The sequence below is a fragment of the Micromonospora sp. NPDC004551 genome, assembly GCF_040609975.1.
Taxonomy (GTDB): domain Bacteria; phylum Actinomycetota; class Actinomycetes; order Mycobacteriales; family Micromonosporaceae; genus Micromonospora.
This window is the reverse complement of sequence record NZ_JBEXLM010000001.1, coordinates 1-23,942: the sequence shown is the minus strand read 5'-3', so window position 1 is coordinate 23,942 and position 23,942 is coordinate 1. Positions and strand designations below refer to the sequence as shown.

Here is a 23,942-nt window from a genome sequence, read left to right as displayed (position 1 = left end):
GCCGCGGTGTGCACCGCCCGCCCCCACTCAGTTCGCGATGCCGACGGTGCGCCGGACCGACTCGGGCCGGTCGAGCAGCCGGCGCATGGCATGGGCGACGTCGGCGCGGGAGACGGTGAGGCCGCCCCGCACGTTGCGCCCGTACTCGGTGCGGTAGGCGCCGGTCAGCGGCTTGTCGGTCAGCCGGGGCGGGCGGACGACCGTCCAGTCGAGCGCGCTGTCCCGGAGCACCTCCTCCATGAGCGCGAGGTCGGCGTAGTGCCGGGCGAGGACCCGCCGGATCAACGGCCCGAGCAGGAAGCGCATGAGCGGGCCGTCGCCCGGGTCGCGGCGCGGCGGGCGCGGGCGACCGGGGGACGCCACCACGCCGACCGGGGCCGCGCTGACCACCACGATGCGGCGTACGCCGGCGGCGGCCATCGCGTCGACGACAGCGCGGGTGCCCCGGGAGGCGATGCCCGCGTCGGCGGCCGAGCGCGGGCCGAGGCAGGACAGGACCGCGTCGGCGCCCTCGACCGCAGCGCGTAGTGCCGCCGGGTCGGGCGTGGCCAGGTCGGCGGCGACCACCCGGACCGGCGCCCCGGTGAGCTTCGCCGGGTCGCGCACCACGGCGGTGACGTCCGCGTCGGCCGCCACGGCCTGGTCGACCAGGTGCCGGCCGATGCCGCCGGTGGCACCGACGATCGTGAGCTTCATGGACCACGCCTCCTCGCCCCCGGCCGATCAGCGACCGAGCCTCGTAAGATATGGAAACCGTAACAGTTGATATGAGGCTCAAACAATATGGATTCCGTAGGATCTGAGGACGCACGGCACCGCCGTCGGTCTGCCACCCGGATCAAGGAGGCGATGCGGGAGCTGAGCAACCAGCTAGCGCTGCTCAACCACCACGTCGGCGTACGCCTCGCGCTGCGGGATGTCGACCTGGACTGCCTCGACCTGATCGCCCGGCACGGCCCCCTGAGCCCCGGCGCCCTGGCGCGCCGGGCCGGCCTGCACCCCGCCACCATGACCGGCGTCCTGGACCGGCTCCAGCGGGGCGGCTGGATCGTCCGGGAACGGAATCCGGAGGCCGCCGACCGCCGCTCGGTCACGGTCCGGGCGCTGCGCGAACGGAACGCGGAGCTGTACGGCCTCTACGCCGGCATGAACGCGTCGATGGACGACATCTGCGCGGGCTACGACCAGGCCCAGCTCGAACTCATCGCCGACTTCCTGCACCGGGCCGGCGAGGCGGGCCGGCGGGCCACCGACGAGCTGGCGGAGGGCTGAGCCGGGGCTCAGCTCTCGGCCGCGCCGACCTCCCAGCTCGGCACGGGCTCGGCGGCGGCGCTGCGCGGCCCGGTGTACTCCATCAGGACCAGCGCGATGTCGTCGTCGAGCCGGCCGTGCACCCACTCGACCAGGGCGGTCTCCAGCGAGGCGAGACCGTCGGCCACCGTGCCGTGGCCGAGCAGCCGCCAGGCCCGGTCGGCGGTCGGGAAGAACTCCCCGTCCCGGCGCGCCTCGCCCAGGCCGTCGGTGAAGAGCAGCAGCCGGTCGCCCGGCTCCAGCCGCTCCACCCGGGGCCGGACCACCGGCATGAAGCCGAGCGGCGGCGCGGGCGCCGGCGGTTCGAGCGGGATGACCGCGCCCCGGCGCAGCAGCAGCGGGGGCGGGTGGCCGCAGTTGACGATGGTGAGGGTGCCGCCCCGCTCCTCGACCAGCGCGGCGGTGACGAAGTCCTCGTCGCCCACGTTGCGGGCCACCGCCCGGTCCAGGTCGGTCACCACCGCCCGCAGGTCGGCCCGCTCGTACGCCACGTGCCGGTAGGAGCCGAGCACGATGCTGGCCAGCCGGACCGCGTCCAGCCCCTTGCCGCGCACGTCACCGATGATCATGCGGACGCCGTACGGGGTGTCCATCGCCTCGTACAGGTCGCCGCCGATCTCGGCGGTCGCTGTGGAGGAGATGTAGCGGGCGGCCACCGCCAGGGTGCCGACCTGCGGGCCGAGCGGCCGGAGCACCGCCTGCTGAGCCACCGAGGCGAGCCGGGACAGCTCCGCGATCCGCTCGGACTGCCGCTGGCGGACCCCCGCCACCGCGCCGGCGATCGCCGTCGCCAGCGCGATGCCGGCCACGTTGACCGCGGTGACCAGCGACATGGTCTGCTCGGCGAGGGCGAAGGCAGCCCCGATCCCGGTGGCGAGCAGGCCCACCCCGAGCACCACCCGCCAGGACGCGAGCGCCGCGGCCAGGAACGGGGCGGCCACCATGAGGGCGACGTAGTGCGCCGGGCGCCCGTCGGCCAGCTCGACGGCGGAGACGATCGCGAGCAGCGCGAGGGCCGCGCCGAGGCCGGCGCGGGATCCGGGGCTCAGCGGGCCGTGGCCCGACTGGAAGGGTTGCGTGCGTACACCGGACAGCATGCCTGATGGACGTGAACGGGTGAATGAACCTGGCCCGTCGTCCGAGGATGTTCTGTCCGGCCGGATCCCACCGCCGACCCGATCGCCGCCGGTCACCCGGTCAGCCGAGGACCTCGTACCTGACGGTCAGCTCGCCGAGGTCGGTCGAGGCGATCGCGGCGAAGGCGGCGCGGGACAGGTCCAGGCAACGGCCGTCGATGTACGGACCGCGGTCGTTGATCCGGACCACGACCGACTTGCCGTTGGCCGGGTTGGTCACCCGGACCTTCGTGTTGAACGGCAGGGTCTTGTGCGCGGCGGTCAGCGCGTCCGGGTTGAACGTCTCGCCGTTCGCGGTCATCTGCCCCTCGTCGTAGAAGGACGCGCCGCAGGAGCCGCTGTCCACGACCTTCGCGGCGGTGGTGGTCTTCTTCGCGGTCGGCTTCGGGCTGGCGGTCCGGGTCTTGCTCCGGGACGCCGCCTGGGTCCGGGTCGCCGTCGGGCTCGGGGTGGCCTTCGGCGAGGGGCTGAGGCTCGGGGACGCGCTCGGCGAGGCGGAGGGGGACGCCGAGGTGGGGGCGAGGGTGCTGGGCAGGGCTTCGACGGCGGCCGGCGCGGCGGCGGGCTCGGCCGAGGTGAGCCGGACCGCGCCGACGGTGCCGCCGACGGCGAGCACCACACCGACGGCCGCGGTGGCGGCGATGCCGGCCGGCGAGGAGAACTTGCGGGTACGAAGGTGCCTACCAGCCACCGCCCGGTCCTTTCGTCTGCGGAACAAACCGGCTCGGACCGTAACGAGAGAAGCACTTCCGAAGTCAACGTGATCATGGTGCTATGCCCACATTTACCCTGGTACGTGTAGCCGATCAAGCGAGCACCCCTCCACCGAACGACGGAATGAGCGCTGGCCGGGGCCGGTGCGGCAGCGCCTGGCATCGGTGGACCAGGATGGAGGGCGTGCTGAGCCGACGCCTGGTCGAGCTGTTCCGCTGGGTCGACCCGGGCCCCGGGAGCAGCCATCTGGTCAGCGACCTGTCCGGCTGGTGGCGCGATCCGGAGGTGCTGGCCGGGGTCGGGCCCGCCCTGGCCGGCCTCTTCCCGACCACCCGGCCGACCGTCGTGATCGCCCCCGAGGTGACCGGGCTGCTGCTCGGCCCGCTGGTCGCGGTGGCCACCGGCGCCGGATTCCTGCCCGCCTACAAGGACGGCGGGGAGCGGCGCCGGGTCGGGCCGATGCGCTGGGCCGAGACACCCCCGGACTACCGGGACCGGCGGCTCCGTGTCGGCGTGGACGCCCGCCGCCTCGGCCCCGGCGACCGGGTGCTGCTGGCCGACGACTGGGTGGCCACCGGGGCGCAACTCGACGCGCTGCACCGCCTGGTCCGGGACAGCGGGGCCGAGTTCGTGGGGACGGTCGCGATCGTCGCGACCTGCCCGGCGCCGGTCGCCGAACGGCTGCGGTTGCGTGCCCTGCTCACCGGGGAGCAGTTGCCGGAGGCTTGACCTGAAGGGAGCTTCAACTCCGAGGATCGTCGTATGGACGACGGCATCCTGGACGAGGCGTACCAACGGCTGCACCGGACCGGCCCGGAATTCGAGGGCTGGCTCTCCAACCACGGACCGATGGCGGTCGAGGCGCTGATCCGCCACGGCCACGGCACCCGGGTGCACCGCTGGCTGGACGACTACCTGGGCCGGCTCGACGAGCTGCCCCGCGGGCTGCGGCCGATCGACGACTGGCGGGCCGCCCTGGGCGACCCGAAACGGGCCGGCGACTGGCTCGCCCACTTCGACCGGGAGCTGCGCGACCGCCCCTGGCACGACGTCCTCGGCGACTGGTGGCCGCGGCTACTGCCGGGCATCGCGGCCGGGGCCACCCACGGGGTGATCCGGGTCGGGCACGCGGTGCGGGTGCTGCGGACGGACGGGGCGAACCCGCAGCGGCTGGCCGAGCTGGGCCAGGCGCTCGGCTACTGGGCCGCCCGCTGGCAGCCCGTGCCCGGCGCCGGGCCGCTCACCGGCCGGTCCGGCGTGCCGGCCGCGCTCGCGGCGGTGCCCCGGATCCCGGCACAGACCGGCGGGATCCGCGACCGGCTGGGCCGGCTGCCCGACCTGCCCGGGTGGTCCGACGCGGCGGCCGCGCTGCGCCCACCCGCCGACCCCGCCGAGGCCGAACGGACCCTCACCCAACTGGTGCACCGGACCGCGCTGGACTACCTGCGGTTCGGGCACGGCAACCCCGTGATGCTGGTGCACGCGGTGACCGCGCCGACCGCGGTGCTCCGTACCCTGCCGGCCCTGGATCCGGCGCTCTGGGCGCCGAGCGTCGCCGCGGCCTGGTCGGCCTCGGCCGCCGTGACCTCGGTGTACGCCCCACCGACCCCGGCCCCCGCACCGGCCCTGACGGAGCGGGAGCCCGCGGAGGTGTTCGCGCGGGCGGCCCGCCACGGCGACGCGCACGTGGTGAAGCTGGCCGACGCGGTGCTGGAGGCGCACGCCGCGACGGGCGACGCCCGGGTGCTGGCCGCCGCCGGCTACGCGGGCCATCTCATCTGACGAAACCCTCGACGCAGCGCACACCCCGGCCAGGCCCGAGCGCGGGCGAAATCCCGCGACGGGCCGGCGGCCGGCGGTTAGCCTCGGCAGGATGTGGCCCCGCATCGGTGGACTCCGCACCCTCGCCCTCGGCACGCCCGGCGAGCTGCGCACCACCCTCAACACCCTCGTGCTCTCCGGCGTGAAGACGGCCACGGCCGGCCTGCTGACCGACGAGTACGCCGCCGAGAACGAGGAGCTGGAACACGCCGGTGAGCGGCTGGTCCTCGTGGACGACGACGACAAGCTGATCGGCGTGGTCGAGGTCACCGGCGTCGAGGTGGTCCGCTTCGCCGACGTGACCTGGGACTTCGCCCGCTCCGAGGGCGAGGGGGACCGGTCCATCGAGGAGTGGCGCGAGGGCCACCGCCGCTACTGGGCCCGGGTGGGCTTCCCGGTCGACGACGACACCCAGGTGGTCTGCATCCGGTTCCGGCTGGTGTCCGCCGGGGACGGCGGGATCAGCACCGGCGACCTGGGCACCTGATCGTTCAGGCCCGGCGCAGCTCCGGCAGGAGCTCCGCCGCCTGCACCAGGACCGCCTCGTCGCCGGCGTACCAGCTGCTGGCCCGAGGCCAGTGGGTCACGACATCCGTGAAGCCCAGCCGGGCGGCGCGGGCGACCTGCTCGGCGAAGAAGTCCGCGCTGGTGAGCGAGAAGGCCGGCGCCGAGTCGAGCGACAGGTAGCGGTCGAGGGTGGCCGGGTCCCGGCCGGCCTGCTCCAACGTCGCGTCCAGCCGGGCGGACAGCTCCGCCACGGTCGACCACCAGCTCTCCAGGTCGTCGCCGCCGAGACCGGTGGTCACCCAGCCCTGGCCGAAGCGGGCGGCCAGTCGCATCGAGCGGGGCCCGTTCGCGGCGACCACGAACGGCACCCGGGGCTGCTGGACGCAGCCGGGGTTGTTCCGCGCGTCGACCGCGGCGAACCATTCGCCGCGCCAGGTCGTGCCGTCCTCCCGCAGGATCAGGTCGAGCAGCTCGGTGAACTCGGCGAACCGGTCGACCCGCTGCCGGGGCGGTAGGGTCTCGCCGCCGAGGACCGCCGAGTCGAAGCCGATGCCGCCGGCCCCGAGGCCGAGCAGCACCCGCCCCCCGGAGACGTCGTCCAGCGCGGTCACCTGCCGGGCGAACGCCGCCGGGTGCCGGAAGTTCGGCGAGGCGACCAGGGTGCCGAGGCGGATCCGGGAGGTCACCGTCGCGGCGGCGGTCAGCGTGGTCATCGAGTCGAACCACGGACCGTCGACCAGGTCGCGCCACCCCAGGTGGTCGTAGGTCCAGGCGTGGTCGAAGCCCCACTCGTCCGCCTGCTGCCAGCGCCGCCGGGAGTCCGACCAGCGCTGGTCGGGGAGGATCACGATGCCAATCCGCATGATCGCCAGGGTACGACCCGGGTCGGACAGGCCGACCCGGGTCGACCCACTACGCCGCCACGAGATCGGCGACCACGCAGGCGATGTTGTCGGGGGCGCCCGCGGCATACGCGAGGTCGACCAGCCGCCCGACGGCGGCCTCCGGGTCATCGGCCTCGGCGAGCGCCGCGTGCAACGCCGCGGGCTCGACCACCGCGGCGAGCCCGTCGGAGCAGAGCAGGTAGCGGTCGCCGGCCAGGGCCGTGCGCAGCCCCAGATCCGCCTCGACCTCACCGGCCCCGAGCGCCCGGGCCAGCAGGGCCCGCTGCGGATGGGCCCCGGCCTCGGCCAGGGTGAGCCTGCCCTGGTCGACCAGCGACTGGACGTAGGTGTGGTCCTGGGTCAGCCGGGACAGCTCGCCGCCGCGCAGCAGGTACGCCCGGGTGTCCCCGACGTGCACGAGGGCCAGCCGGGTGCCGCGCCGCAGGATGGCGGTGAGTGTGGTGACCGGCTGGTGGGCGTCGGTGGCGTGCGCGCGTACCGCCCGGTCGGCGGCGCCCACCGCGTCGGCCAGCGCGGCGAGCAGTTCGGAGGCCGGCACGTCGGCCGGCTCCAGCGGCCGCAGGGCGTCCACGGCGGCGGCGCTGGCGGCGGCCCCGCCCGGGCCGCGCATGCCGTCCGCAACGGCGAGCAGGGTCCCGCTGGCGTACGCGGTGTCCTCGTTGGAGTCCCGGACGGTGCCGGTCTCGCAGCGGACGGCGTACCGGAAGGTGGTGTCGGACATGGTGGTGCCCCTCTCGGTGAGTTGGTCGACGAGGAGCGCGACGGTGCGACCACGGGCTGCCGTGTCGGCGCTGACCCGCCGCCACCAGGCGTCGACGGCCTCGGCCGCGGCGTCCGGCGGCAGGCCGCAGACGGCCTGGATCTCGGCCAGCGGCATGCCGGCCCGGCGCAGCGCGGCGATGAGCCGGGCCCGGTCGAGCTGGGCGGGCGCGTAGTACCGGTAGCCCGAGTGCGGGTCGACGGCGGCGGGCGGCAGCAGCCCCAACTCGTCGTAGAGCCGCAACGCCTTCGGCGTCAGGCGCGCCGCACGGGCGAACGCCCCGATGGTCAGCAGCTGCACGGGCCTATCCTCCTCGCGCCGGTCGCGTCTCCTCGTGCCGGTCGCGGCGACCGGCACGGACCACGCTGGGCCTTGCCGCAGGGGCAGGGTCAAGGCGTTGACGATGTATCGATCACTTATATATGTTGACGGTGTGACTCAGATGCGGGAGCCCACGTTCCTGATCCTCACCGCGCTCGCCGGCGACCCCCGGCACGGCTACGGGATCATCCAGGAGGTCGCCGCGCTCTCCGCCGCGCGCGTCACCCTGCTGCCCGGCACCCTCTACACCGCGTTGGACCGCCTCACCGCGCAGGGCCTGGTCGAGCCCGACCACGAGGAGGTGGTGGACGGCCGGCTGCGCCGCTACTACCGGCTCACCTCCGCCGGCCTCGACGCCCTGAGCGCCGAGACCACCCGGCTGCGTCAGCTCACCACCGCCGCCGAGGCCCGGCTGCGCGCCCTGCGTCCCCGCACCGTCTGAACCGCGTCCGCCCACGCCTTTCAACCGCAGGGGAGACCATGTCGCTCACCCGCCGCTTCCGGCGCCTGCTGCTCGCCTACCCCCGCGCCTACCGGCGGGAGCGTGGCGAGGAGATCCTCGGCCTGCTGCTGGACGGCGCGCCCGCCGGGCGGACCCGGCCCACCCTGCGCGAGGCGGCCGACCTGGTCCGGGCCGGCCTGCGCTGCCGCCTGGGCCGGCCGGCCAGCCGCACGGTCGGCGTGTGGGCCGTCCTCACCGCGCTGATCTGCGGGTTGTTCATCGGCGCGCTGGCCGCCCGGGCGGCCTGGGAGACCTCCCGGCCGCAGCCCGACCGGGCCGAGTTCACCGCGGTCTTCGCCGAGGCGTTCCCCGGCCACCAGCTCGGCGAGGACGTGTCGGCCGCCCGCGCGCTGTTCGTCATCTACGGCCAGCCGCTGTCCCGGGCGTCCCTGCGCAGCCTGCTGCTCGGCGACGGCGGCGAATACCAGGAGGGGACGACCGGCGGCTCCGCGACCGGGCCGATGCCGACGCCCGAGGCGCAGACGCTCGCGACGGCGCAGCAGCGCCTCCGGGCCGCCGGCTGGGAGGTGTACGAGCCGACCTCCGAGGTGCTCCAGACCTGCGCCGACCCGCGCTGCGACCCGGCGAGCCAGCCCGTCGAGACGGTCCTGGTGGCCCGCCGTGGCGACACCGTGCTGCGGGCCACCTTCGACGACCCGCGGTCCTTCGGCTCGTACCTCGGGGTGGGGCTGCAACGGGCCGCGCCGCCGGCCGTGCTGCCCGTCGCCGTGCTGGCCGGGCTGGTCGGTGGCGTGCTGGCCTGGCTGGTCTTCGCCTGGGCGAGCCGGCGCACCGAGGGCCGGCGGCGGGCGCCGCTGCTGCTGGGAGTCACCCTGTTCTTCTGGTGGGTGCCCGCGCTGCTCGCCACCTCGTCGCTGGCCCGGCACCACCTCGACGAGCCGCACCCGAGCTGGCACCCGCTCTGGGAGTGGCTCGGTCAGCCCACCCTCTCGCTGTTCTTCCTGGTCGGCCTGGCCGCAGCGCTGATCCTGCTGGCCACCGCGCTGACCCCCCGCCGGGACCTGCACCCGCTGAGGGTCAGCATCGGCTGAGCTTCGCCAGCATCCGGCCGAGGTGCGGCTCGACCGTCCCGGGCGGGGCCGCGGCGACCTCGGCGGGCGTCCACCAGCGGACGCCCCGGAACTCGGCCGGGTCGGGGGTCAGCTTCTGGTCGCGGCTGCCGGACAGCACATACCAGAGGCTGACGTCGGTGTGCCGCTCCTTCGGCGGACCGACCGTCTCGGTAACCGTGAGGAAGGCCGGGCGGTCGCCGAGGTCCGGCGCGAAGACGGCCGGCACGCCCAATTCCTCCACCATCTCCCGGCGTACGGTCTGCGCGGGGTGCTCGCCCGGCTCGACGTGGCCGCCGCTGGGCAGCCACATGCCGGCCTTACGGTGGTCGACCAGCAGCACGGCGCCGTCGGTCTCGTCGCGGAGCAGGAAGTAGGCCACCAGGTGCGGCGAGGGCGTGCGCGGCTTCGCCCGGCGGAAGATGTCCTCCGTCGCGGCCAGCCAGGCCAGCGTCGTGGCGCGGTGCCGCGCCTCCTGCTCGTCGCCCGGCGTCAACGCCTCGACCAGCGCCCGGATCTCGTCCCGCACGCCGTCATGCTGCCAGCCGGGTCCGACAGCCTCAGGCCGCCGGAGCGGGGTTGGCGTCCACCGCGGCGCGGACGAACTCGCGTACCCGGGTGGTGGTGTTGCTGGCCAGCCACACCGGGCCGCGCCGGATCGGCGGCGCGTCGCGGATCGGCACGTACGCCAGGTCGGGCCGGGCATGGTAGTGCCGGGCCTGCTCGCCCACCGGCAGCACCCCGCGCCCCATCGCCACCAGGGCCAGCATCTCGGAGAAGGTGGCGCCCGCCGGGCCCGGCGGCACCGGCCGGCCCGACGGGGTCCGGTCGGGGGTGCGGTCCCGCTTGAAGGCGGCCGAGGTCACGGCCGGGTACTGCACCACCGGATGCTCGGCCAGCACCTCCAGCGACACCGACTCCGCGCCCGCCAGCGGATGGTCCGCGGCCACCGCGAGCACCCGGGCCTCGTGCAGCAGCGCCGGGCCGTTCGCCATACCGTCGAAGGGGTACGAGGCGATCAGCACGTCGATCGAGCCGTCCTGGAGGCTCGACCGGGTGGTGGCGAGCGGGGCCTCGTGGACGTGCACCACGCAGTCCGGGTGGCGCTCGGTGAACAGGGTGACGGCCCTGAGCAGCACGGGCGCGGTCGATTCACCGACGTACGCCACCCGCAGCTCACCGGTGAGCCCGCGCCCGGCGTCGACGGCGCGTTGGACGGCGTCCTCGATGCCGGCGACCAGGGGCCGCAGGTCGTCGGCGAGGCGGGCGCCGATCGGGGTGAGGCGGACCACCCGGCTGGTCCGCTCGAAGAGCGGCGCGCCGATCCGGCGTTCCAGCTTCCGCACCACGTGGCTGATCCGCCCGGTGGTCACCCGCAGCCGCTCGGCGGTCCGGCCGAAGTGCAGTTCCTCGGCGAGGGTCAGGAAGGTCTCGACCTCGTACCGCTCCAGCACCGCCGGCCCCCATCGTTGAATCGTGGTCAACGATCGTAGCCCGATCGCGTCTTGGTCCGGACGGCGCGGCAGACGAGTGTTGACGGTGTTCCCACCGCACCCAGGAGGACCACATGGATCCCGTCACCACCTATCTGACCGGCCTCGACGCGCCGCTGCGCGAGACCGCCGAGAAGCTGCGTTCCGTCATCGAGGCCGCAGTGCCGGAGGCCACCGGCGCCATGTGGCACGGCCACCCGGTCTGGGGGCTGGGCGACCGGCCCGGCCAGACCCCGGTGTGCCTGGTCAAGGCGTACCCGGCGTACGTCACCTTCGGGCTGTGGCGGGGGCAGGACGTCGCCGACGACTCCGGGCGGCTCACCCCGGGCGCGCGCCGGATGGCCTCGGTCAAGCTGCGCACCGTCGACGAGATCGACCCGGCGCTGTTCACCGGCTGGCTGCGCGGCGCGTACGCGCTGGAGACCCGGTGAGCGCCGTGCGGGTGACCGGCTTCGACCACCTGGTCCTCGCCGTCACCGACGTCGAACGGTCCCTCACCTTCTACTGCGACACCCTCGGGCTGGCGCCCGTACGCGTCGACCGTTGGCGCGCCGGCGAGGTGCCCTTCCCCTCCGTACGCGTCAACGCCGACACCATCATCGACCTGGTCCGCGGCGAGCCGGACGGGTCGAACGTGGACCACTTCTGCCTGGTGGTCGAACCGCTCGACTGGGCGGAGGTGGTCGAGGCCGGGGTGTTCACGGTGCTGACCGGGCCGGTGCCGCGCTTCGGGGCGCGCGGCACGGCCACCTCGATCTACGTCCGCGACCCGGACGGCAACACCGTCGAGCTGCGCTGGTATCCAGGGTCTTGACTTCGAGCCCGCTCGAAGCCGCAGAGTGGCAACCGGCGGAACCACGATTGCGGGAGCGGGGAGCGGATCATGAAGCGCACGTTGGGGCGGAGCGGCATCGAGGTCAGCGCGCTGGGCATGGGCTGCTGGGCCATCGGCGGCCCGTACGCCGGTGGCACCAACCAGTACGGCTGGGGCCGGGTCGACGACGCCGAGTCGACCCGGGCCGTCCGCCGGGCCCTCGAACTCGGCGTGACGTTCTTCGACACGGCGAGCAGCTACGGCGCCGGGCACAGCGAGGTGGTGCTCGGCCGGGCGCTCGGCGCCGACCGGGACCGGGTGGTCATCGCCACGAAGTGGGGGTTCACCTTCGACGAGCGGACCCGGGAGGCGCTCGGCACGGACAGCAGCGTCGCGTACCTGCGCAGCTGCCTGGACGGCTCGCTGCGGCGGCTGGGCACCGACCACGTCGACCTCTACCAGCTCCACCTCGGCGACCTGCCGATCGCGGAGGCGCTGGACCTCGTCGCCCCGCTGGAGGACCTGGTCACCGCCGGCAAGATCCGGGCGTACGGCTGGAGCACCGACGACCCGGAACGCGCCGCCGCCTTCGCCGACGCCGGCCCGCACTGCACGGCCGTGCAGCACGACATGTCGGTGCTGGCCGACCGGCCGGCGATGATCGAGCTGTGTGAGCGGGCCGGGCTGGCCAGCATCAACCGCGGTCCGCTCGCCATGGGCCTGCTCAGCGGCAAGTACGCCGACGGCCGCACGGTGGCCCGGGACGACGTGCGGTCGCAGAGCTACGACTGGATGACGTACTTCCGCGACGGCGCCGGGGCACCCGAGTGGCTGGCCCGGGTGGAGGCCCTTCGGGAGGTGTTCGCCACCGGCGGCCGTACGCCCACCCAGGGCGCGCTGGCCTGGCTGTGGGCACGCAGCGGAGCCACCGTCCCGATCCCGGGATTCCGCACCGTCGCCCAGGTCGAGCAGAACGCGGGCGCGCTCGCCCAGGGCCCGCTGCGGCCGGACGAGTTCGCCGCCGTGGAGGATCTGCTGGCCGACCTGCGGGTTGCTAGCGTCGCCTGATGCCCGAACTCGAACGGCTCGCCATCCGGCACGCCCCCGCGTTGCTCCGCTTCGAGCAGGCGAACCGGGCCTACTTCGCCCGGTTCGTGCCGGACCGCGGCGACGACTACTTCCACGAGTTCAGCGACCGGCTCATCGGCCTGCTGGCCGAGCAGGACACCGGGTTGTGCCACTTCCACGTCCTGGTCGATCCTGAGGACGGCACCGTGCTGGGCCGGTTCAACCTGGTCGACGTCGCCGACGGCAGCGCCGAGCTGGGCTACCGGGTGGCCGAGCGGGCCGCCGGGCGCGGCCTGGCCCGGGAGAGTGTCCGCCGGGTCGCCACGCTGGCCCGCGAGGAGTACGGCCTGCGGCGGCTGGTCGCCTCGGCGGCGCTGGCGAACCCGGCCTCGCTGGCGGTGCTCCGGCGGACCGGGTTCGTGCCGGTCGAGGAGGTGCAGCTCGACGGGAAGCCCGCCCTGCGACACGTCCTCGACCTCGGATGAGGACCGTCCAGGCTGCGGCCGGTGGCTAGCGTCACCGGAGTGATCGAGGAACTGGCCCGGCGCTATCTGCACGCGGTCGATCGGGCCCTGCCCGGGTATGTGCACGGCCTCTACGTCGTCGGGTCCGCTGCGCTCGGCGCCTGGCAGCCCGGCGCCAGTGACGTCGACACGGTGATCCTGACATCGCGCCCGCCGACCGGCGACGACCTGGCCCAGCTCGCGGCGATCCACGCCGGGATGCCTCGGTCACCGCACTTCGACGCGGTCTACCTCGAACCTGCGCTGACCCGGCCCTGGCCCACCGACCGCCGAGCGGTCCCGTTCGTCGTCGACGGCGAATTCCGGACCGATACGCCGTGCGGCGAGCTGACCCCGGTCCTCTGGCTGACCCTCCGGCGCCACGGCATTCCGGTGCGCGGCCCAGCCGTCGCCGAGTTGGGGATACAGATCGACCCGGAGCAGCTTCGCCGATACAACCTCGACAACCTGCGGGAGTACTGGCAGTCGACGGTGACGACGTTCGCGGCGGAACTCGCGGACGTGGACCCCGCCAGCGTCGTGGACGGCGGAGTCGTGAGCTGGTTCATGCTGGGACCCGCGCGCCTGCACTACACGCTCGCCCACGGCGACATCATCTCGAAGGCCGCGGCGGGCACCTATCTCGCACGCCTCTTTCCCGAGTACGCCGAGCTCGCGCGGCGGGCCGTCGCCTGGCGTGCCGGCGAGGCGGGGCAGTTCACCGCCGCCGACCTCATCGCCGCACGCGAGAGCGTCAACGCCGTCGCCGAGGACGCCTGGCGTCGCTTCGGCGGCTGAACCGGCCCACGCCGGCTGATGCTTGCGTCGTCGCCCAGGTCAGGACTGCCGCACGGGCATGCCGTAGATCCCCGGGTCGACATGCTCGCCGTCGACCAGGAGAGGGTTGAGGCTCCACCGGGCCGCCAGCTTGAGCACGTCGTGTTCGTCGGGCGCCGAGGCGTACCAGGCGTCCCAGTCCTCCTCCTGCCAGTCCCGCCAGTCGTCCGCATAGCCGCGCAGGCCCTTGCCGACCTCCAGCTCCGCCGGCGTGGGTTCACCGAGGAACAGCGGGATGTCGCCGTCGAAGGTGGCGAACGCCCGCAGGACCACCCCGTCGATTGCGTGCGCCCACCCGTGGGCGAACCAGCCCCGCTCGTTGACGAAGAACTGGATCTCGCCCAGCCGCACGCTCAGGGCCGCGAGCCATTCGGGAAACCGGGGGTCGGCGGCGCTGTAGTCCAGCGGTGCGAGACCGCGCCGGCCGTGGGCCAGCGTCCACCCGTCCACGGGACCGGCCACGTACACACCGGACACGTACGCGCGGTCGGTGCCCTCGTCCCAGGGAAGACGCTCGCGGTCGGCCAACTGCAGCGCGTCGGCGACCTCCTCCGGGCTCCGCTTCCGGACCGCGAGCCAGGTGGTCTTGAAACCAAACCCCATGCCGCTCATCCTCGCGTCGGCCGGCCACCGGCGGCACCCCACCATCCGGTCAGCAGTTCTGACCGAACTGCATCAGCGACGGTTGCGGGATCGGCGAGCCGCCCACACGCCGCCGACCACCGCCGCAGCCGTCGGCAACAGGCCATCGGTCGCGACGACGTGGCACGCCGTGTCAGTGGACGTGTCAGTGCCGTGTCAGGGGGGTGACAGGCCGGCTCCCGATAGTTGGCCGCATGACAAGTTCAGCGATTGCGGTTTCCGGGCTGCGGAAAGCCTACAAGGACAAGGTGGTGCTCGACGGCATCGACCTGGATGTGCGTACGGGCTCGATCTTCTCCTTGCTCGGCCCGAACGGGGCGGGCAAGACGACCACGGTCAACGTGCTGACCACGTTGATGAAGGCCGACGGCGGAACGGTACGGGTTGCCGGGCACGACGTCGCGACCGAGACCAGGGCGGTGCGTGCGGCGATCGGGGTCACCGGTCAGTTCGCGGCGGTCGACGAGCTGCTGACGGGGCAGGAGAACCTGCAACTGATGGCGGATCTCAAGCGCGTCGCCTCCGGCGAGCGGGTCGTCGCCGAACTGCTGGAGCGGTTCGATCTGGTGGAGTCGGCGCAGAAGCCGGCGTCGACCTACTCCGGGGGCATGCGCCGGAAGCTGGATCTGGCCATGACGCTGGTCGGCAGGCCACGGATCATCTTCCTGGACGAGCCGACGACGGGGCTGGACCCGCGCAGCCGGCGCACGATGTGGGAGATCATCCGCGAGCTGGTGACCGACGGCGTCACCATCTTCCTCACCACCCAGTACCTCGAGGAAGCCGATCAGCTCGCCGACCGGGTCGCGGTGCTCGACCAGGGCCGCCTGGTCGCCCAGGGCACTCCCGACGAGCTCAAGCGCCAGGTCCCGGGCAGCCATGTCCGGCTCAGGTTCACCACCGTCGCCGAACTCGACGCCGCCGCGCGGGTCCTCGCCGACTCCACCCGGGACGACGAGGCACTGGCCCTGCGGGTTCCCGGCGACGGCGGGACGAAGTCGCTGCGGACCCTGCTGGACCGGCTCGACGAGCACTCGATCAGCGCCGATGAGTTCTCCGTCCACACACCGGACCTCGATGACGTTTTCCTCGCCCTGACGGGCCACGCCACGGAGGTGGTCGCCAAATGAGCGCCAAGTCCCACTCGATCGTCATGCTGCGTCGCAACTTCAAGCACATCGCCCGCAACCCGACCTCGGTGTTCAACGCGGTCCTGATGCCGCTCGTGATCATGCTGATGTTCGTCTACATGTTCGGAGACGCCTTCAACGTCGGTGTCGACTACATCGACTACGCGACGCCAGGGCTGATGCTGCTGGCCGTCTGTTACGGGCTGGGGGCCACCGCGACGTCGGTGAACTCCGACATGACCAAGGGCATCATCAACCGGTTCAAGGCCATGGACGTCTCCCGTGGCGCGGTGCTGGCCGGTCACGTCGTCGCCAGCCTGCTGACCAACCTGATCGCCATCGGGGCGCTCGTCGGGGTGGCCTTCCTGCTGGGATTCGACCCGTCGGCGAGTTCCCTCGACTGGCTCGGTGTGGTCGGCATCGTCGTACTGCTCGGTGTCGCGGCCGGCTGGCTCACGGTCGCCCTGGGCCTGGCGGCGAAGTCGCCGGAGACGGCGGGCCTGGCCGCCGTGCCGCTGGTCATGCTGCCGTTCTTCAGCAGCGCGATCGTGCCGGCCGACAAGATGGGGCCGGGTCTGCGCCAGTTCGCCGAGTACCAGCCCTTCACGCCGATCATCGAGACCCTGCGTGGGCTGCTCAACGGCGCGCCGTCCTCCAGCGACGCGATCACCGCCGTCGCCTGGTGCGTCGGCATCGCCCTCGTCGGCTACCTGTGGGCGCGGTCCACGTTCAACAAGCGCGCGTAACGCCCAGCCGAGGGCCTTCGTGACCCGCCCGCAGCCGGCAACGACCCGACGGCGCGCGCTCGCCAGCGACGAGCGCGCGCCGCGGGCGGCTGATCCGCCCACCAACGCGATCAAGCACAGACAAGAGGAGACGTGCCATGCGCACCTTCGCCACTCCAGGACCCATCCTCGCCACCGTTGTCGTCGCCGGCGCTCGGGTGCGGGTCACCGCGAGCGACCGTACCGAGACCGTCGTGCTGGTGGAGCCCATCGACAAGGCGAGCCCGTCGGACATCCGGGTGGCCGACAAGACCAGGGTCGACTTCGCCGGCGGTCAACTGTCGGTCAAGACGACCGCCTCCGGGGACAGGAACGGCTCGGTCGCCATCACGATCGACCTACCCGCCGGTTCCGGCCTGGTGTCCTACCTCGCGCACTCGGAGGTGACCGCGGACGGCTCGTTCGGAGAGTGCGAGCTGCACATGGCGTCGGGGCAGGTCCGGCTCGACCGCATCGGCGCTCTCCAGGCCAACATCGGGGCCGGTGCGGTCGCGATCGGCCGCCTGGCCGGGCGCGCCACCATCGAGGGCGCCGCCTTCGCGATGCGGATCGGCGAGGTCGAGGACACCGTCAAGCTGTCCAGCTCCGGCGGCCAGGTCTGGATCGGCCACGCGGCGGGCGACCTCGACCTCAGCAGTGGCAGCGGCCGTTTCGACATCGACCGCGCCGACGGCGGCGTCGCCGCTAGGACCGGCGACGGCGCCATCCGGATCGGCCGGTTGACCCGCGGCCAGGCGGAGCTGGTGAACCACTCGGGAGACATCGAGGTCGGCATCAGCGAGGGCGCCGTCGCGCGGGTGGACGCCGACAGCAAGCGGGGGGCGGTGCGCGACTCCGTCCGGTCCCAGGACAACCCCGGCCCGTCCGACACCACGCTCACGGTGCACGCCCGTAGCCGGCACGGCGACATCACCATCCACCGCGCCGCGGGCTGACGGTGCCCGCCACCCGTCAGGAGGCGAGGGTGTCCTTGACGAGTTCGGACCAGGTCGTCTGCGCGCCGTCCCGAGCCGCCTCGGCGAACCGTTCATCGCCGAGGCGGCCTCGCGCGGCCTGCCCGATCCGCGCCACGTCGGGTTGAGAGCGATCGGTCAACCCGCGTATCCCGGCGCTCGCCCCGAGCAGCCGCGCGGCCTGCTCGTACTCCTCGCTGCGTAGTGCCAGGTCCGCGACCCCGACGAGCACCTGCGCGACCAGGGGCGCGTGCCCCGCCTCGGCGGCCGCCTGGCAGGCCGCCGCATGGTGCGTACGGGCCTCGCCGAGATCCTCGGCGAGGCAGCCGAGCAGGTGGTGAATCGTCGCGCGGACGCTCGTCTGCTGCACGTCGTCCCCGAGCAGGGTCGTCGCGACGTCGAGCTGCCGGTACGCCTCCTCGGCGTCGCCGCGCCAGCGGGCGAGCTCCGCCGTCGAGAGGGCCAACTCGGCCAGCGCATCCGGCCAGGTGACCCCTTCCGCGCACCGTCGCGCCTCGGCCAGGGCGACCGCGCTGGACCCCTCGTCGCCCAGCAGCCGGTACAACTGCGCCTGGCGCGCCCGCATCCGGATGACATCCTCCAGAGAGCCGACCTCGGTGACGGCCGCGACCGCCTGTTCGTAGAGCTCGCACGCCCGGGTGAATTCGCCGCGCACGGCGATCCGGTCCGCCAGCTCGCACAGGGCCATCGAGATCCCGTACCGCTCACCGAGCGCCCGGAACTCGGCGAGCGCCTTCTCGAGATGCGCATCCGCGTCCCGCCCGCCCTGGCCGAGCATGATCCTCATCTTGCCGAGGTGGAACCGGGCCAGTGCGCGCACCCAGGGGTCCCCGTCGTCCAGCAGCGGTTCCCACGCGGGCAGGAAGGCGTCCGGGGCCTGCAACATGCGCTCCAGCGGCTCGACCAACCCCAGCAGCGGGTTACGGGACTCGGCGCGCCGGCTGAACCAGTACGCCTTGTGAATCCACTCGGCCGTGTCGTGCTCGTCGGCCCGCCCGGAGCCCTCGAACAGCACGACGAGCGCGTACACGATGGCCCGGATCTCGTCGGGCACCTCCCCGGGCGTCTCGGTGGCCGCGATGATCAGCTCGATGCCTTCGGCCTTGTGCCCGCTGAGCCACCAGTACCAGCCGGCGGCGGCCGCGAGCCGCATCGCCGCCTGCGCGTCGCCGGCCGCGAGCGCACCGCGTATCGCGGAACTGATGTTGTCGTGCTCGGCGCCGAGCGTGGCGAGCCAGTCCAGTTGCTCGGCACGGCGAAGATGCGGCTCCGCGGCCTCGGCGAGTTCGGTGCACCAGGCCAGATGCGCCTGGCGCGCCAGCTCGGATTCCCCCGCCTCCGCGAGCCGGTGCCCGGCGTACTCCTTGATCGTGCCGATCATCCGGTAGCGCGGCGCGCCGGCGCCCTCGGCGACCAGCAGCGACTTCTCGGCCAGTGCGGTGAGCAGTTCGAGCACCTGCTCCTGCTCGACCGCGTCGCCGGCGCAGACCCGCTCGGCCGCGTCCAGGCTCGCCCCACCCGAGAACACCGAGAGCCGCCGCAGCACCGTCCGTTCCGCGTCGGTGAGCAGCTCCCAGCTCCAGTCGACCATCGCGCGCAGCGTCCGGTGCCGGGGCAGGGCGGTACGGCTACCGCCGGTCAGCAGGCGGAACCGGTCGTCGAGCCGATGGGCGAGCTGGTCGACGGACATGGTGCGTAACCGGGCCGCGGCCAGCTCGATCGCCAGGGGCATCCCGTCCAGCGCCCGGCAGATCCGCACCATCGTCGACAGCGTCTGGGCGTCGGTCCCGAGGTCCTTGCGCACCGCGCCCGCCCGGTCCCGCAGCAGCTGGACGGCGGGAGAGGAGGCGATCTCGCCGGGGGCGGCGTCCCCCTCCGGGAGGGCCAGTGGCTCGACCAGCCACAGCGCCTCCCCGGTGATGCCGAGCGGTTCCCGGCTCGTCGCCAGGATCCGCAGCCGCTGGCACTCCCCGAGCACCCGATGCGCAAACGCCGCCGCCGACTCGATCACGTGCTCGCAGTTGTCCAGGATGAGCAGCGCCTCGCGGTCGTGGATCGCGGCGATGAGCCGGTCCGTCAGCTCCATGTTCGGCGCCCCGCCGAGCAGCGCATCCCGGAGGCTGAGCCCCGTGAGGGTCGCCTGCGCCACGTCACCGTCCGCGCCGATGGACGCGAGCTCCACCAGCCAGGCGCCGTCCGGCAGTTCGCCGAGCAGGGTACGCGCGGTTTCCGTGGCCAGCCTGGTCTTCCCCGAGCCGCCCGGCCCGATCAGGGTGGTGAGCCGGTGCTCGGCGACGAGTTCGCGGACCGCGGCGACATCAGCGTCCTTGCCGACGTAGGTCGTCAGCTCGGCCCGCAGGTTGGTCTTCCGGTTCTCCTCCCGCCGCCGCCCCGACTCGCCCCGCAGCAGCGCGACGTGCAGTGCGGACAACTCGGGAGAGGGGTCGACGCCCAGCGCGTCGGCCAGGGACTCTCTCGCGCGCTGGTAGGCGAGCAGGGCCTCGGTGTCGCGGCCGGCCGCCATGAGGGCACGCATCAGGGCGGCGACCAGCCGTTCCCGCACCGGGTGCGCGGCCACCAGGTCGGTCAGCTCCCCGACCAGCTCCGCGCCCTGGCCGAGGCTGATCTCCGCATCGAACCGATCCTCCAGCGCACCGAGGCGTAGTCCCTCAAGGCGGGTGACCGCCGCGTCGAAGGCGGCGCTGTCGGGAAGACCGACGTCCTGCATGGCGGCACCACGCCACAGTGCCAGGGCCTCGCGCAGCAGCCGTACCCGTCGTGGCTCGTCGTCGGTGCGGGCCTGGCCGACGAGGCGTTCGAACCGCACGGCGTCGACGGCGTCGGGTTCGACCGTCAAGCGGTACCCGTCCGTCTGCCCGTCGACCGACCCTTCCGGCAGCACCTTCCGCAGCCGGGAAACCAGGCGTTGCAGGGCGTTCGCCGCGTCGGCGGGCGGGCGCTCACCCCAGATCCAGTCGATGAGCGTCGCCTTCGGGACCACGTGACCCGGTTCGAGCGCGAGGGCGATCAACAGCGCGCGCAACCGGGCCCCCGGCGCGTCCGCCAGGACGCCGCCGCCGGTGCGAACCTCGAACGGTCCCAGCATCCCGATCTGCACCTAGCGGATCTTGCCACGGACAGGTGGCCGGCAACCAACCCCTGAACGGCGCAGAAGCGCCTTCCCTACGTGCGGAGGAAGTGGGTGAGGTCAGCGGCGAGGCGGGTCATCTTCCGGACAAGCCTTCTGCGAGAACTCGCCGGCTGACCGGCGGTTCGTCCACTGCGCGCCCGGCCTGTCCTCGGCCGGTCGCCGGTAAGGTCGTCCGCGTGGCTGACGCTGTCGTGATTCCCGGCGCCCGGTTCGGGCCGGGCGCGCCCCTGCTGATGTATGCCGGCGATGTCGCGGAGCAGCGGGGCGCAACGGTGCATCGACACTCGTGGTCCCAGGAGTTTCCGAGGCCTGATCAGCCAGAAATCGAGAGCTGGGTCGGCGGGGAGATCGTTCCACTGATCGACACCGTCGGCGGTCGGCCACTGCTGATCGGCAAGTCGCTCGGCACGAACGCCGCAGCGGTCGCCGCTGAGAGATCCCTGCCCGCCGTGTGGCTCACGCCCCTGCTCACCCTGCCGTGGGTGGCTGATGCGTTGGGCCGCGCGACAGCGCCGTTCCTGCTCGTGGGTGGCACCGCCGACAAGGTTTGGGACGGTGCGATGGCCCGCCGGCTGTCACCCCACGTGCTGGAGGTGGACGGCGCCGATCACGGTATGTACGTTCCCGGCCCGCTGACCGAGTCGGTCGCGGTGCTCAGTCGGGTCGTGGTCGCCGTTGAGGAGTTCCTCGACGCGATCGGCTGGCCGGGCTAGTCGCCTGGTCCGCAGCGCTGCTGGCACCTCCTCAGGGACACCGCCTGAGAGCCAGGTCCCTTTCCTCCTGCGGCAGTGCCTCGGCGGCCAGCAGTTGCGGCAACAGTTCCGGTTCGAGTGTCATCGCGCGGAAGACAAGTTCGACGGTCACGTGGTGGGCGGGCCGGTACATGATCTCGATCGGGTCGGCGGCGCGGATCTGGCCTGGCTCGATCACACGCAGATAGGCACCCGGTAATGCGGCTTGCGTGAACCGCTTGATCCAGCCGTGCTGTTGCAGCCAGCCCTGGAATGTCGCACACGGGATCCGTGGGCAGGAGACCTCCAGGACGACTTCCGACCCGATCCGCCAGCGTTCGCCGATCAATGCGCGATTGACATCGAGGTCGATGGTCGTCAGGTTCTCCCCGAAGCCACCGTTCGTGATGGGTCTGTCCAACTCGGCTTCCCAGCGGTCGAGATCCTCGCGGGCGTAGGCGTAGACAGCCTGGTCGGGACCGCCGTGGTGCTTCAGGTCGTAGACACGGTCGCCCACGAGACCGACTTCGCCGGTGCCCTTGGGGCCGGGCGCGACGACAACGACCGGCCCGGGGACGGGTCGCTTGTCGATTCCGGTCGCGCTGAGCTTCTTCCACGGATTGGGGCGGGGCTTGCCCACATTGACGGAGAGGAGCTTCATGGCAGCGAAGGGTAGGGCCGGTTGCCCGCCGAAGCGATTCGTTTCCCGGCCACCAACGGGGCGTCCGCCTGCCGATGGCCCGGCAGCTCAGGAAGTCGGCGGCCGGTCCCCGGACACGGCCGGGCCTGCGCCTGGTCAAAGGGTCCTTGACGGCCTCGGTTGACCTTGCTCGTCCTGGCCCGGTGCACGTTGCTGGCACGCCGAGGGCCGGACCTGCCTGCAGTGTCGAGCCCGCAGCACACCGTGTTATCCGGCGCGGTCGAGGCGGGTGGCGTCGTCGTACGACTCGCGGGCGTCGAGCAGTTCGGTCCAGTGCTGCTCGGCCCAAGCACATGCGACCGCCATCGGTTCGAGCATGCTGCGGCCCACGGGCGTCAGCTCGTACTCGACATGCGGGGTGAGCTTGGCGTGGACGGTCCGCTTGACCAGACCGTCCCGTTCGAGGGAGCGCAGCGACTGGGTGAGGACCTTGGGGGTGACGCGGCGCAGCGGTACGCGCAGCTCGGAGAACCGACGCGGTCCGGACTCGAGGCAGCGGATGATGAGCGCCGCCCACTTGTCGCCGAATCGGATCGGATTGAGCGAGGACGGGCACAGCTCGTCGAACATGTCGGCGGGCAGGGGTTGCCTCATGGGGCTCACGATAGCTGGTATCCCGGTGGTAACCGCTGCCCTCGATAGCGTCGGCGAACCGGCCGGGCGCACGGGCTCCCGGCCCTGGTGAGAGGCGCTACTCATGAACATCGTGATTTTCGGCGCGGGCGGCCGGGCCGGGCGGCAGGCGGTCGCCGAGGCGCATCGACGCGGCCACCAGGTCACCGCCGTGGTGCGCGACCCCGCAGGCCACAGCGACCTGGCCGGCGTGCAGGTGGTGGCAGGCGACGTCACGGACGCGGTGAGCATCGCGAACGCGGCCGCCGGGCATGACGCCGCCATCAGTGCCGCCGCGGACCTGTCCGTGCCACCGCACGACTTCTTCACCGCGTCGTCTCGCGCCCTGGCCACCGGCCTGGCGAAGGCGGGCGTGCGCCGCCTGGTGGTGGTCGGCCTCGCGTCGATCATGCCCGGGGCGTCCGGTGCTCCCCTGATGGACGAGCCCGGCTACCCGAACGAGTACCGCTCCTTCTCCCTCGGCCACGCAGCAGGCCTTGAAGAGCTCCGGACCTGCGATCTCGACTGGGCGTACATGGCCCCCGCAGGCGACTTCGACCACGACGGCACACGCACCGGCCACTACCGGCTCGCCGAGCATGGCGATGCGGCCAGTCGGATCAGCTACGCGGACTTCGCGATCGCACTGCTCGACGAGGTCGAGGCGCCCCGCCACCACCGTGCCGCTGCGAGTGTCCGGGAGATGTGATGCCCGGCGAACTGCGCCGCACCGCACTCGTCTACGAACGCGACGGCGACCGCTACGTGCTGGCCGCCTCCAACCGCGGCTCAGACCACCATCCCGCGTGGTACCTCAACCTGCTCGCCGACCCGTACGTCACGGTGCAGGTCGGCGCGGAGGCCTTCACCGCATGCGCGCGCTCCACTGCGGAAGAGCGTCCAGACCTCTGGCGCCTGATGGTTTCGGCCATGTCGGAACACGCGGCCCACCAACAACGAACCACACGGGAGATCCCCGTGGTTCTCCTGGAACGCGTCCCAGACCTGAACGGTGGCGCTCTGGGCGACGGCAGCGCCGTTTGCGGTGCTGATGACGGCGGTCAGGGAGGACGAGATCCTGAGCCGGAACCGGGGCCGAGCCCTGGTGCCGACCAGGAGAAATCGGCGGAACGGCGGGTGCTCACCGGCCGATCGGGACAACGTTAGCGGCGAGCAGGGCTCATGGCACGCCGCATGATCCTTGACCTTGGAGCATCGAAGGCCCTGGCTGGGACTGTCGTCCTGACCAGGGCCTTTCGCGTGGAGCGGGTGACGGGAATCGAACCCGCACTGTCAGCTTGGAAATCGCACAAGATCGGATCGTCGTGCTGGCTAGCCGCTGGTCGGTCCGGTCCTGGACGGTCACGTCCCGCGGCGTGGTGTAGATCGCCTGGGTGAGGCTCTGTGCGCTGTTCAGTTTTCCGGTTCTCGGTCGGGCTGACAACGAGTCTGGTC

28 protein-coding genes are annotated in these 23,942 nt (G+C 72.9%); 17 read left to right on the top strand and 11 right to left on the bottom strand.

Features of this window, described 5'->3' with window-relative positions:
• Positions 1-27: 27 nt before the first annotated feature.
• Positions 28-696: an NAD(P)H-binding protein gene (locus ABZW14_RS00140; protein WP_355337312.1), complete on the bottom strand. Its 669-nt coding sequence runs from the start codon at positions 694-696 to the stop codon at positions 28-30.
• Between the two features lie 153 nt (positions 697-849).
• Here ABZW14_RS00140 and ABZW14_RS00135 point away from each other — a divergent pair, with 153 nt between their 5' ends.
• Positions 850-1,272, top strand: a complete 423-nt coding sequence (locus ABZW14_RS00135) for a MarR family transcriptional regulator (RefSeq protein WP_355337309.1) — start codon at positions 850-852, stop codon at positions 1,270-1,272.
• Positions 1,273-1,280: 8 nt separating this feature from the next.
• Here the strand turns inward: ABZW14_RS00135 and ABZW14_RS00130 are convergent, their stop codons facing one another.
• Both ABZW14_RS00130 and ABZW14_RS00125 read right to left on the bottom strand, forming a co-directional pair.
• Entirely contained in the window at positions 1,281-2,408 is a 1,128-nt protein-coding gene (locus ABZW14_RS00130; protein ID WP_355337306.1) for a PP2C family protein-serine/threonine phosphatase, read from the bottom strand.
• Between the two features lie 100 nt (positions 2,409-2,508).
• The gene (locus tag ABZW14_RS00125; protein ID WP_355337303.1) at positions 2,509-3,138 is read right to left on the bottom strand and encodes a septal ring lytic transglycosylase RlpA family protein; all 630 of its coding nucleotides are present in this window, start codon (positions 3,136-3,138) and stop codon (positions 2,509-2,511) included.
• 197 nt (positions 3,139-3,335) lie between these two features.
• Here ABZW14_RS00125 and ABZW14_RS00120 point away from each other — a divergent pair, with 197 nt between their 5' ends.
• The 3 genes from ABZW14_RS00120 (at position 3,336) to ABZW14_RS00110 (ending at position 5,469) form a co-directional block, all read left to right on the top strand.
• Complete coding sequence (locus ABZW14_RS00120; RefSeq protein ID WP_355337300.1) at positions 3,336-3,890, top strand: phosphoribosyltransferase; 555 nt, start codon at positions 3,336-3,338, stop codon at positions 3,888-3,890.
• 33 nt (positions 3,891-3,923) lie between these two features.
• Positions 3,924-4,943, top strand: a complete 1,020-nt coding sequence (locus tag ABZW14_RS00115) for a hypothetical protein (protein ID WP_355337297.1) — start codon at positions 3,924-3,926, stop codon at positions 4,941-4,943.
• Between the two features lie 91 nt (positions 4,944-5,034).
• Positions 5,035-5,469 (top strand): ASCH domain-containing protein, encoded by a 435-nt coding sequence (locus ABZW14_RS00110; protein WP_355337294.1) that lies wholly within the window; start codon positions 5,035-5,037, stop codon positions 5,467-5,469.
• A gap of 4 nt (positions 5,470-5,473) precedes the next feature.
• On the opposite strand, the gene ABZW14_RS00105 is transcribed toward ABZW14_RS00110, so the two are convergent.
• Together ABZW14_RS00105 and ABZW14_RS00100 are read right to left on the bottom strand one after the other, a co-directional pair.
• Complete coding sequence (locus ABZW14_RS00105) at positions 5,474-6,352, bottom strand: LLM class flavin-dependent oxidoreductase (RefSeq protein ID WP_355337291.1); 879 nt, start codon at positions 6,350-6,352, stop codon at positions 5,474-5,476.
• Between the two features lie 49 nt (positions 6,353-6,401).
• Positions 6,402-7,454, bottom strand: a complete 1,053-nt coding sequence (locus ABZW14_RS00100; protein WP_355337288.1) for a MerR family transcriptional regulator — start codon at positions 7,452-7,454, stop codon at positions 6,402-6,404.
• A 142-nt stretch (positions 7,455-7,596) separates the two neighbouring features.
• Between ABZW14_RS00100 and ABZW14_RS00095 the strand changes: the two genes are divergently transcribed.
• Complete coding sequence (locus ABZW14_RS00095) at positions 7,597-7,917, top strand: helix-turn-helix transcriptional regulator (protein WP_355337285.1); 321 nt, start codon at positions 7,597-7,599, stop codon at positions 7,915-7,917.
• A gap of 38 nt (positions 7,918-7,955) precedes the next feature.
• Positions 7,956-9,029, top strand: coding sequence for a hypothetical protein (locus tag ABZW14_RS00090; protein WP_355337282.1), 1,074 nt, complete (start codon positions 7,956-7,958; stop codon positions 9,027-9,029).
• On the opposite strand, the gene ABZW14_RS00085 is transcribed toward ABZW14_RS00090, so the two are convergent.
• The gene (locus ABZW14_RS00085; protein WP_355337279.1) at positions 9,016-9,576 is read right to left on the bottom strand and encodes an NUDIX domain-containing protein; all 561 of its coding nucleotides are present in this window, start codon (positions 9,574-9,576) and stop codon (positions 9,016-9,018) included. The genes ABZW14_RS00090 and ABZW14_RS00085 overlap by 14 nt on opposite strands.
• A gap of 31 nt (positions 9,577-9,607) precedes the next feature.
• On the bottom strand, positions 9,608-10,501 hold the full coding sequence (locus tag ABZW14_RS00080; RefSeq protein WP_355339308.1) for a LysR substrate-binding domain-containing protein: 894 nt from the start codon (positions 10,499-10,501) through the stop codon (positions 9,608-9,610).
• 113 nt (positions 10,502-10,614) lie between these two features.
• On the opposite strand from ABZW14_RS00080, the gene ABZW14_RS00075 reads away from it, so the two are divergent.
• The 5 genes from ABZW14_RS00075 to ABZW14_RS00055 all read left to right on the top strand — a co-directional run bounded on the left by ABZW14_RS00075 (position 10,615) and on the right by ABZW14_RS00055 (position 13,723).
• Positions 10,615-10,971: a DUF1801 domain-containing protein gene (locus ABZW14_RS00075; RefSeq protein WP_355337276.1), complete on the top strand. Its 357-nt coding sequence runs from the start codon at positions 10,615-10,617 to the stop codon at positions 10,969-10,971.
• The gene (locus ABZW14_RS00070; protein WP_355337273.1) at positions 10,968-11,354 is read left to right on the top strand and encodes a VOC family protein; all 387 of its coding nucleotides are present in this window, start codon (positions 10,968-10,970) and stop codon (positions 11,352-11,354) included. The genes ABZW14_RS00075 and ABZW14_RS00070 overlap by 4 nt, the downstream gene beginning before the upstream one ends.
• 69 nt (positions 11,355-11,423) lie before the next feature.
• On the top strand, positions 11,424-12,422 hold the full coding sequence (locus ABZW14_RS00065) for an aldo/keto reductase (protein ID WP_355337270.1): 999 nt from the start codon (positions 11,424-11,426) through the stop codon (positions 12,420-12,422).
• Positions 12,422-12,907 (top strand): GNAT family N-acetyltransferase, encoded by a 486-nt coding sequence (locus ABZW14_RS00060; RefSeq protein WP_355337268.1) that lies wholly within the window; start codon positions 12,422-12,424, stop codon positions 12,905-12,907. Before ABZW14_RS00065 ends, ABZW14_RS00060 begins: the two co-directional genes overlap by 1 nt.
• 39 nt (positions 12,908-12,946) lie before the next feature.
• Positions 12,947-13,723 (top strand): nucleotidyltransferase domain-containing protein, encoded by a 777-nt coding sequence (locus ABZW14_RS00055; protein ID WP_355337266.1) that lies wholly within the window; start codon positions 12,947-12,949, stop codon positions 13,721-13,723.
• A 39-nt stretch (positions 13,724-13,762) separates the two neighbouring features.
• On the opposite strand, the gene ABZW14_RS00050 is transcribed toward ABZW14_RS00055, so the two are convergent.
• Positions 13,763-14,365 carry a hypothetical protein gene (locus ABZW14_RS00050; RefSeq protein ID WP_355337264.1) on the bottom strand — a complete coding sequence of 201 codons (603 nt, stop codon included), beginning with the start codon at positions 14,363-14,365 and terminating at the stop codon, positions 13,763-13,765.
• A gap of 233 nt (positions 14,366-14,598) precedes the next feature.
• Between ABZW14_RS00050 and ABZW14_RS00045 the strand changes: the two genes are divergently transcribed.
• The 3 genes from ABZW14_RS00045 to ABZW14_RS00035 all read left to right on the top strand — a co-directional run bounded on the left by ABZW14_RS00045 (position 14,599) and on the right by ABZW14_RS00035 (position 17,254).
• Positions 14,599-15,534, top strand: a complete 936-nt coding sequence (locus ABZW14_RS00045) for an ATP-binding cassette domain-containing protein (protein ID WP_355337261.1) — start codon at positions 14,599-14,601, stop codon at positions 15,532-15,534.
• Positions 15,531-16,280 carry an ABC transporter permease gene (locus ABZW14_RS00040; RefSeq protein WP_355337258.1) on the top strand — a complete coding sequence of 250 codons (750 nt, stop codon included), beginning with the start codon at positions 15,531-15,533 and terminating at the stop codon, positions 16,278-16,280. The genes ABZW14_RS00045 and ABZW14_RS00040 overlap by 4 nt, the downstream gene beginning before the upstream one ends.
• A gap of 137 nt (positions 16,281-16,417) precedes the next feature.
• A complete protein-coding gene (locus tag ABZW14_RS00035; protein WP_355337255.1) occupies positions 16,418-17,254 on the top strand; it encodes a DUF4097 family beta strand repeat-containing protein in 837 nt (278 codons plus the stop codon).
• A 16-nt stretch (positions 17,255-17,270) separates the two neighbouring features.
• Here ABZW14_RS00035 and ABZW14_RS00030 read toward each other — a convergent pair whose 3' ends face one another.
• On the bottom strand, positions 17,271-20,411 hold the full coding sequence (locus ABZW14_RS00030; RefSeq protein WP_355337252.1) for a BTAD domain-containing putative transcriptional regulator: 3,141 nt from the start codon (positions 20,409-20,411) through the stop codon (positions 17,271-17,273).
• A gap of 209 nt (positions 20,412-20,620) precedes the next feature.
• Between ABZW14_RS00030 and ABZW14_RS00025 the strand changes: the two genes are divergently transcribed.
• Entirely contained in the window at positions 20,621-21,157 is a 537-nt protein-coding gene (locus ABZW14_RS00025) for an alpha/beta hydrolase (protein ID WP_355337249.1), read from the top strand.
• A 31-nt stretch (positions 21,158-21,188) separates the two neighbouring features.
• Here ABZW14_RS00025 and ABZW14_RS00020 read toward each other — a convergent pair whose 3' ends face one another.
• Together ABZW14_RS00020 and ABZW14_RS00015 are read right to left on the bottom strand one after the other, a co-directional pair.
• On the bottom strand, positions 21,189-21,836 hold the full coding sequence (locus ABZW14_RS00020; RefSeq protein ID WP_355337246.1) for an MOSC domain-containing protein: 648 nt from the start codon (positions 21,834-21,836) through the stop codon (positions 21,189-21,191).
• A gap of 246 nt (positions 21,837-22,082) precedes the next feature.
• Positions 22,083-22,469, bottom strand: coding sequence for a helix-turn-helix domain-containing protein (locus ABZW14_RS00015; protein WP_355337243.1), 387 nt, complete (start codon positions 22,467-22,469; stop codon positions 22,083-22,085).
• Between the two features lie 103 nt (positions 22,470-22,572).
• On the opposite strand from ABZW14_RS00015, the gene ABZW14_RS00010 reads away from it, so the two are divergent.
• On the top strand, positions 22,573-23,196 hold the full coding sequence (locus ABZW14_RS00010; RefSeq protein WP_355337240.1) for an NAD(P)H-binding protein: 624 nt from the start codon (positions 22,573-22,575) through the stop codon (positions 23,194-23,196).
• The gene (locus tag ABZW14_RS00005; RefSeq protein WP_355337237.1) at positions 23,196-23,654 is read left to right on the top strand and encodes a nitroreductase/quinone reductase family protein; all 459 of its coding nucleotides are present in this window, start codon (positions 23,196-23,198) and stop codon (positions 23,652-23,654) included. The genes ABZW14_RS00010 and ABZW14_RS00005 overlap by 1 nt, the downstream gene beginning before the upstream one ends.
• Positions 23,655-23,942 lie beyond the last annotated feature (288 nt).

Coding starts and splice junctions, on each gene's coding strand:
- ABZW14_RS00050 (WP_355337264.1), bottom strand. CDS start 14,365: ATGGGGTTTGGTTTCAAGACCACCTGGCTCGCGGTCCGGAAGCGGAGC.
- ABZW14_RS00010 (WP_355337240.1), top strand. CDS start 22,573: ATGAACATCGTGATTTTCGGCGCGGGCGGCCGGGCCGGGCGGCAGGCG.
- ABZW14_RS00045 (WP_355337261.1), top strand. CDS start 14,599: ATGACAAGTTCAGCGATTGCGGTTTCCGGGCTGCGGAAAGCCTACAAG.
- ABZW14_RS00095 (WP_355337285.1), top strand. CDS start 7,597: ATGCGGGAGCCCACGTTCCTGATCCTCACCGCGCTCGCCGGCGACCCC.
- ABZW14_RS00065 (WP_355337270.1), top strand. CDS start 11,424: ATGAAGCGCACGTTGGGGCGGAGCGGCATCGAGGTCAGCGCGCTGGGC.
- ABZW14_RS00075 (WP_355337276.1), top strand. CDS start 10,615: ATGGATCCCGTCACCACCTATCTGACCGGCCTCGACGCGCCGCTGCGC.
- ABZW14_RS00005 (WP_355337237.1), top strand. CDS start 23,196: ATGCCCGGCGAACTGCGCCGCACCGCACTCGTCTACGAACGCGACGGC.
- ABZW14_RS00140 (WP_355337312.1), bottom strand. CDS start 696: ATGAAGCTCACGATCGTCGGTGCCACCGGCGGCATCGGCCGGCACCTG.
- ABZW14_RS00130 (WP_355337306.1), bottom strand. CDS start 2,408: ATGCTGTCCGGTGTACGCACGCAACCCTTCCAGTCGGGCCACGGCCCG.
- ABZW14_RS00120 (WP_355337300.1), top strand. CDS start 3,336: ATGGAGGGCGTGCTGAGCCGACGCCTGGTCGAGCTGTTCCGCTGGGTC.
- ABZW14_RS00035 (WP_355337255.1), top strand. CDS start 16,418: ATGCGCACCTTCGCCACTCCAGGACCCATCCTCGCCACCGTTGTCGTC.
- ABZW14_RS00115 (WP_355337297.1), top strand. CDS start 3,924: ATGGACGACGGCATCCTGGACGAGGCGTACCAACGGCTGCACCGGACC.
- ABZW14_RS00015 (WP_355337243.1), bottom strand. CDS start 22,469: ATGAGGCAACCCCTGCCCGCCGACATGTTCGACGAGCTGTGCCCGTCC.
- ABZW14_RS00135 (WP_355337309.1), top strand. CDS start 850: ATGCGGGAGCTGAGCAACCAGCTAGCGCTGCTCAACCACCACGTCGGC.
- ABZW14_RS00090 (WP_355337282.1), top strand. CDS start 7,956: ATGTCGCTCACCCGCCGCTTCCGGCGCCTGCTGCTCGCCTACCCCCGC.
- ABZW14_RS00110 (WP_355337294.1), top strand. CDS start 5,035: ATGTGGCCCCGCATCGGTGGACTCCGCACCCTCGCCCTCGGCACGCCC.
- ABZW14_RS00060 (WP_355337268.1), top strand. CDS start 12,422: ATGCCCGAACTCGAACGGCTCGCCATCCGGCACGCCCCCGCGTTGCTC.
- ABZW14_RS00040 (WP_355337258.1), top strand. CDS start 15,531: ATGAGCGCCAAGTCCCACTCGATCGTCATGCTGCGTCGCAACTTCAAG.
- ABZW14_RS00020 (WP_355337246.1), bottom strand. CDS start 21,836: ATGAAGCTCCTCTCCGTCAATGTGGGCAAGCCCCGCCCCAATCCGTGG.
- ABZW14_RS00105 (WP_355337291.1), bottom strand. CDS start 6,352: ATGCGGATTGGCATCGTGATCCTCCCCGACCAGCGCTGGTCGGACTCC.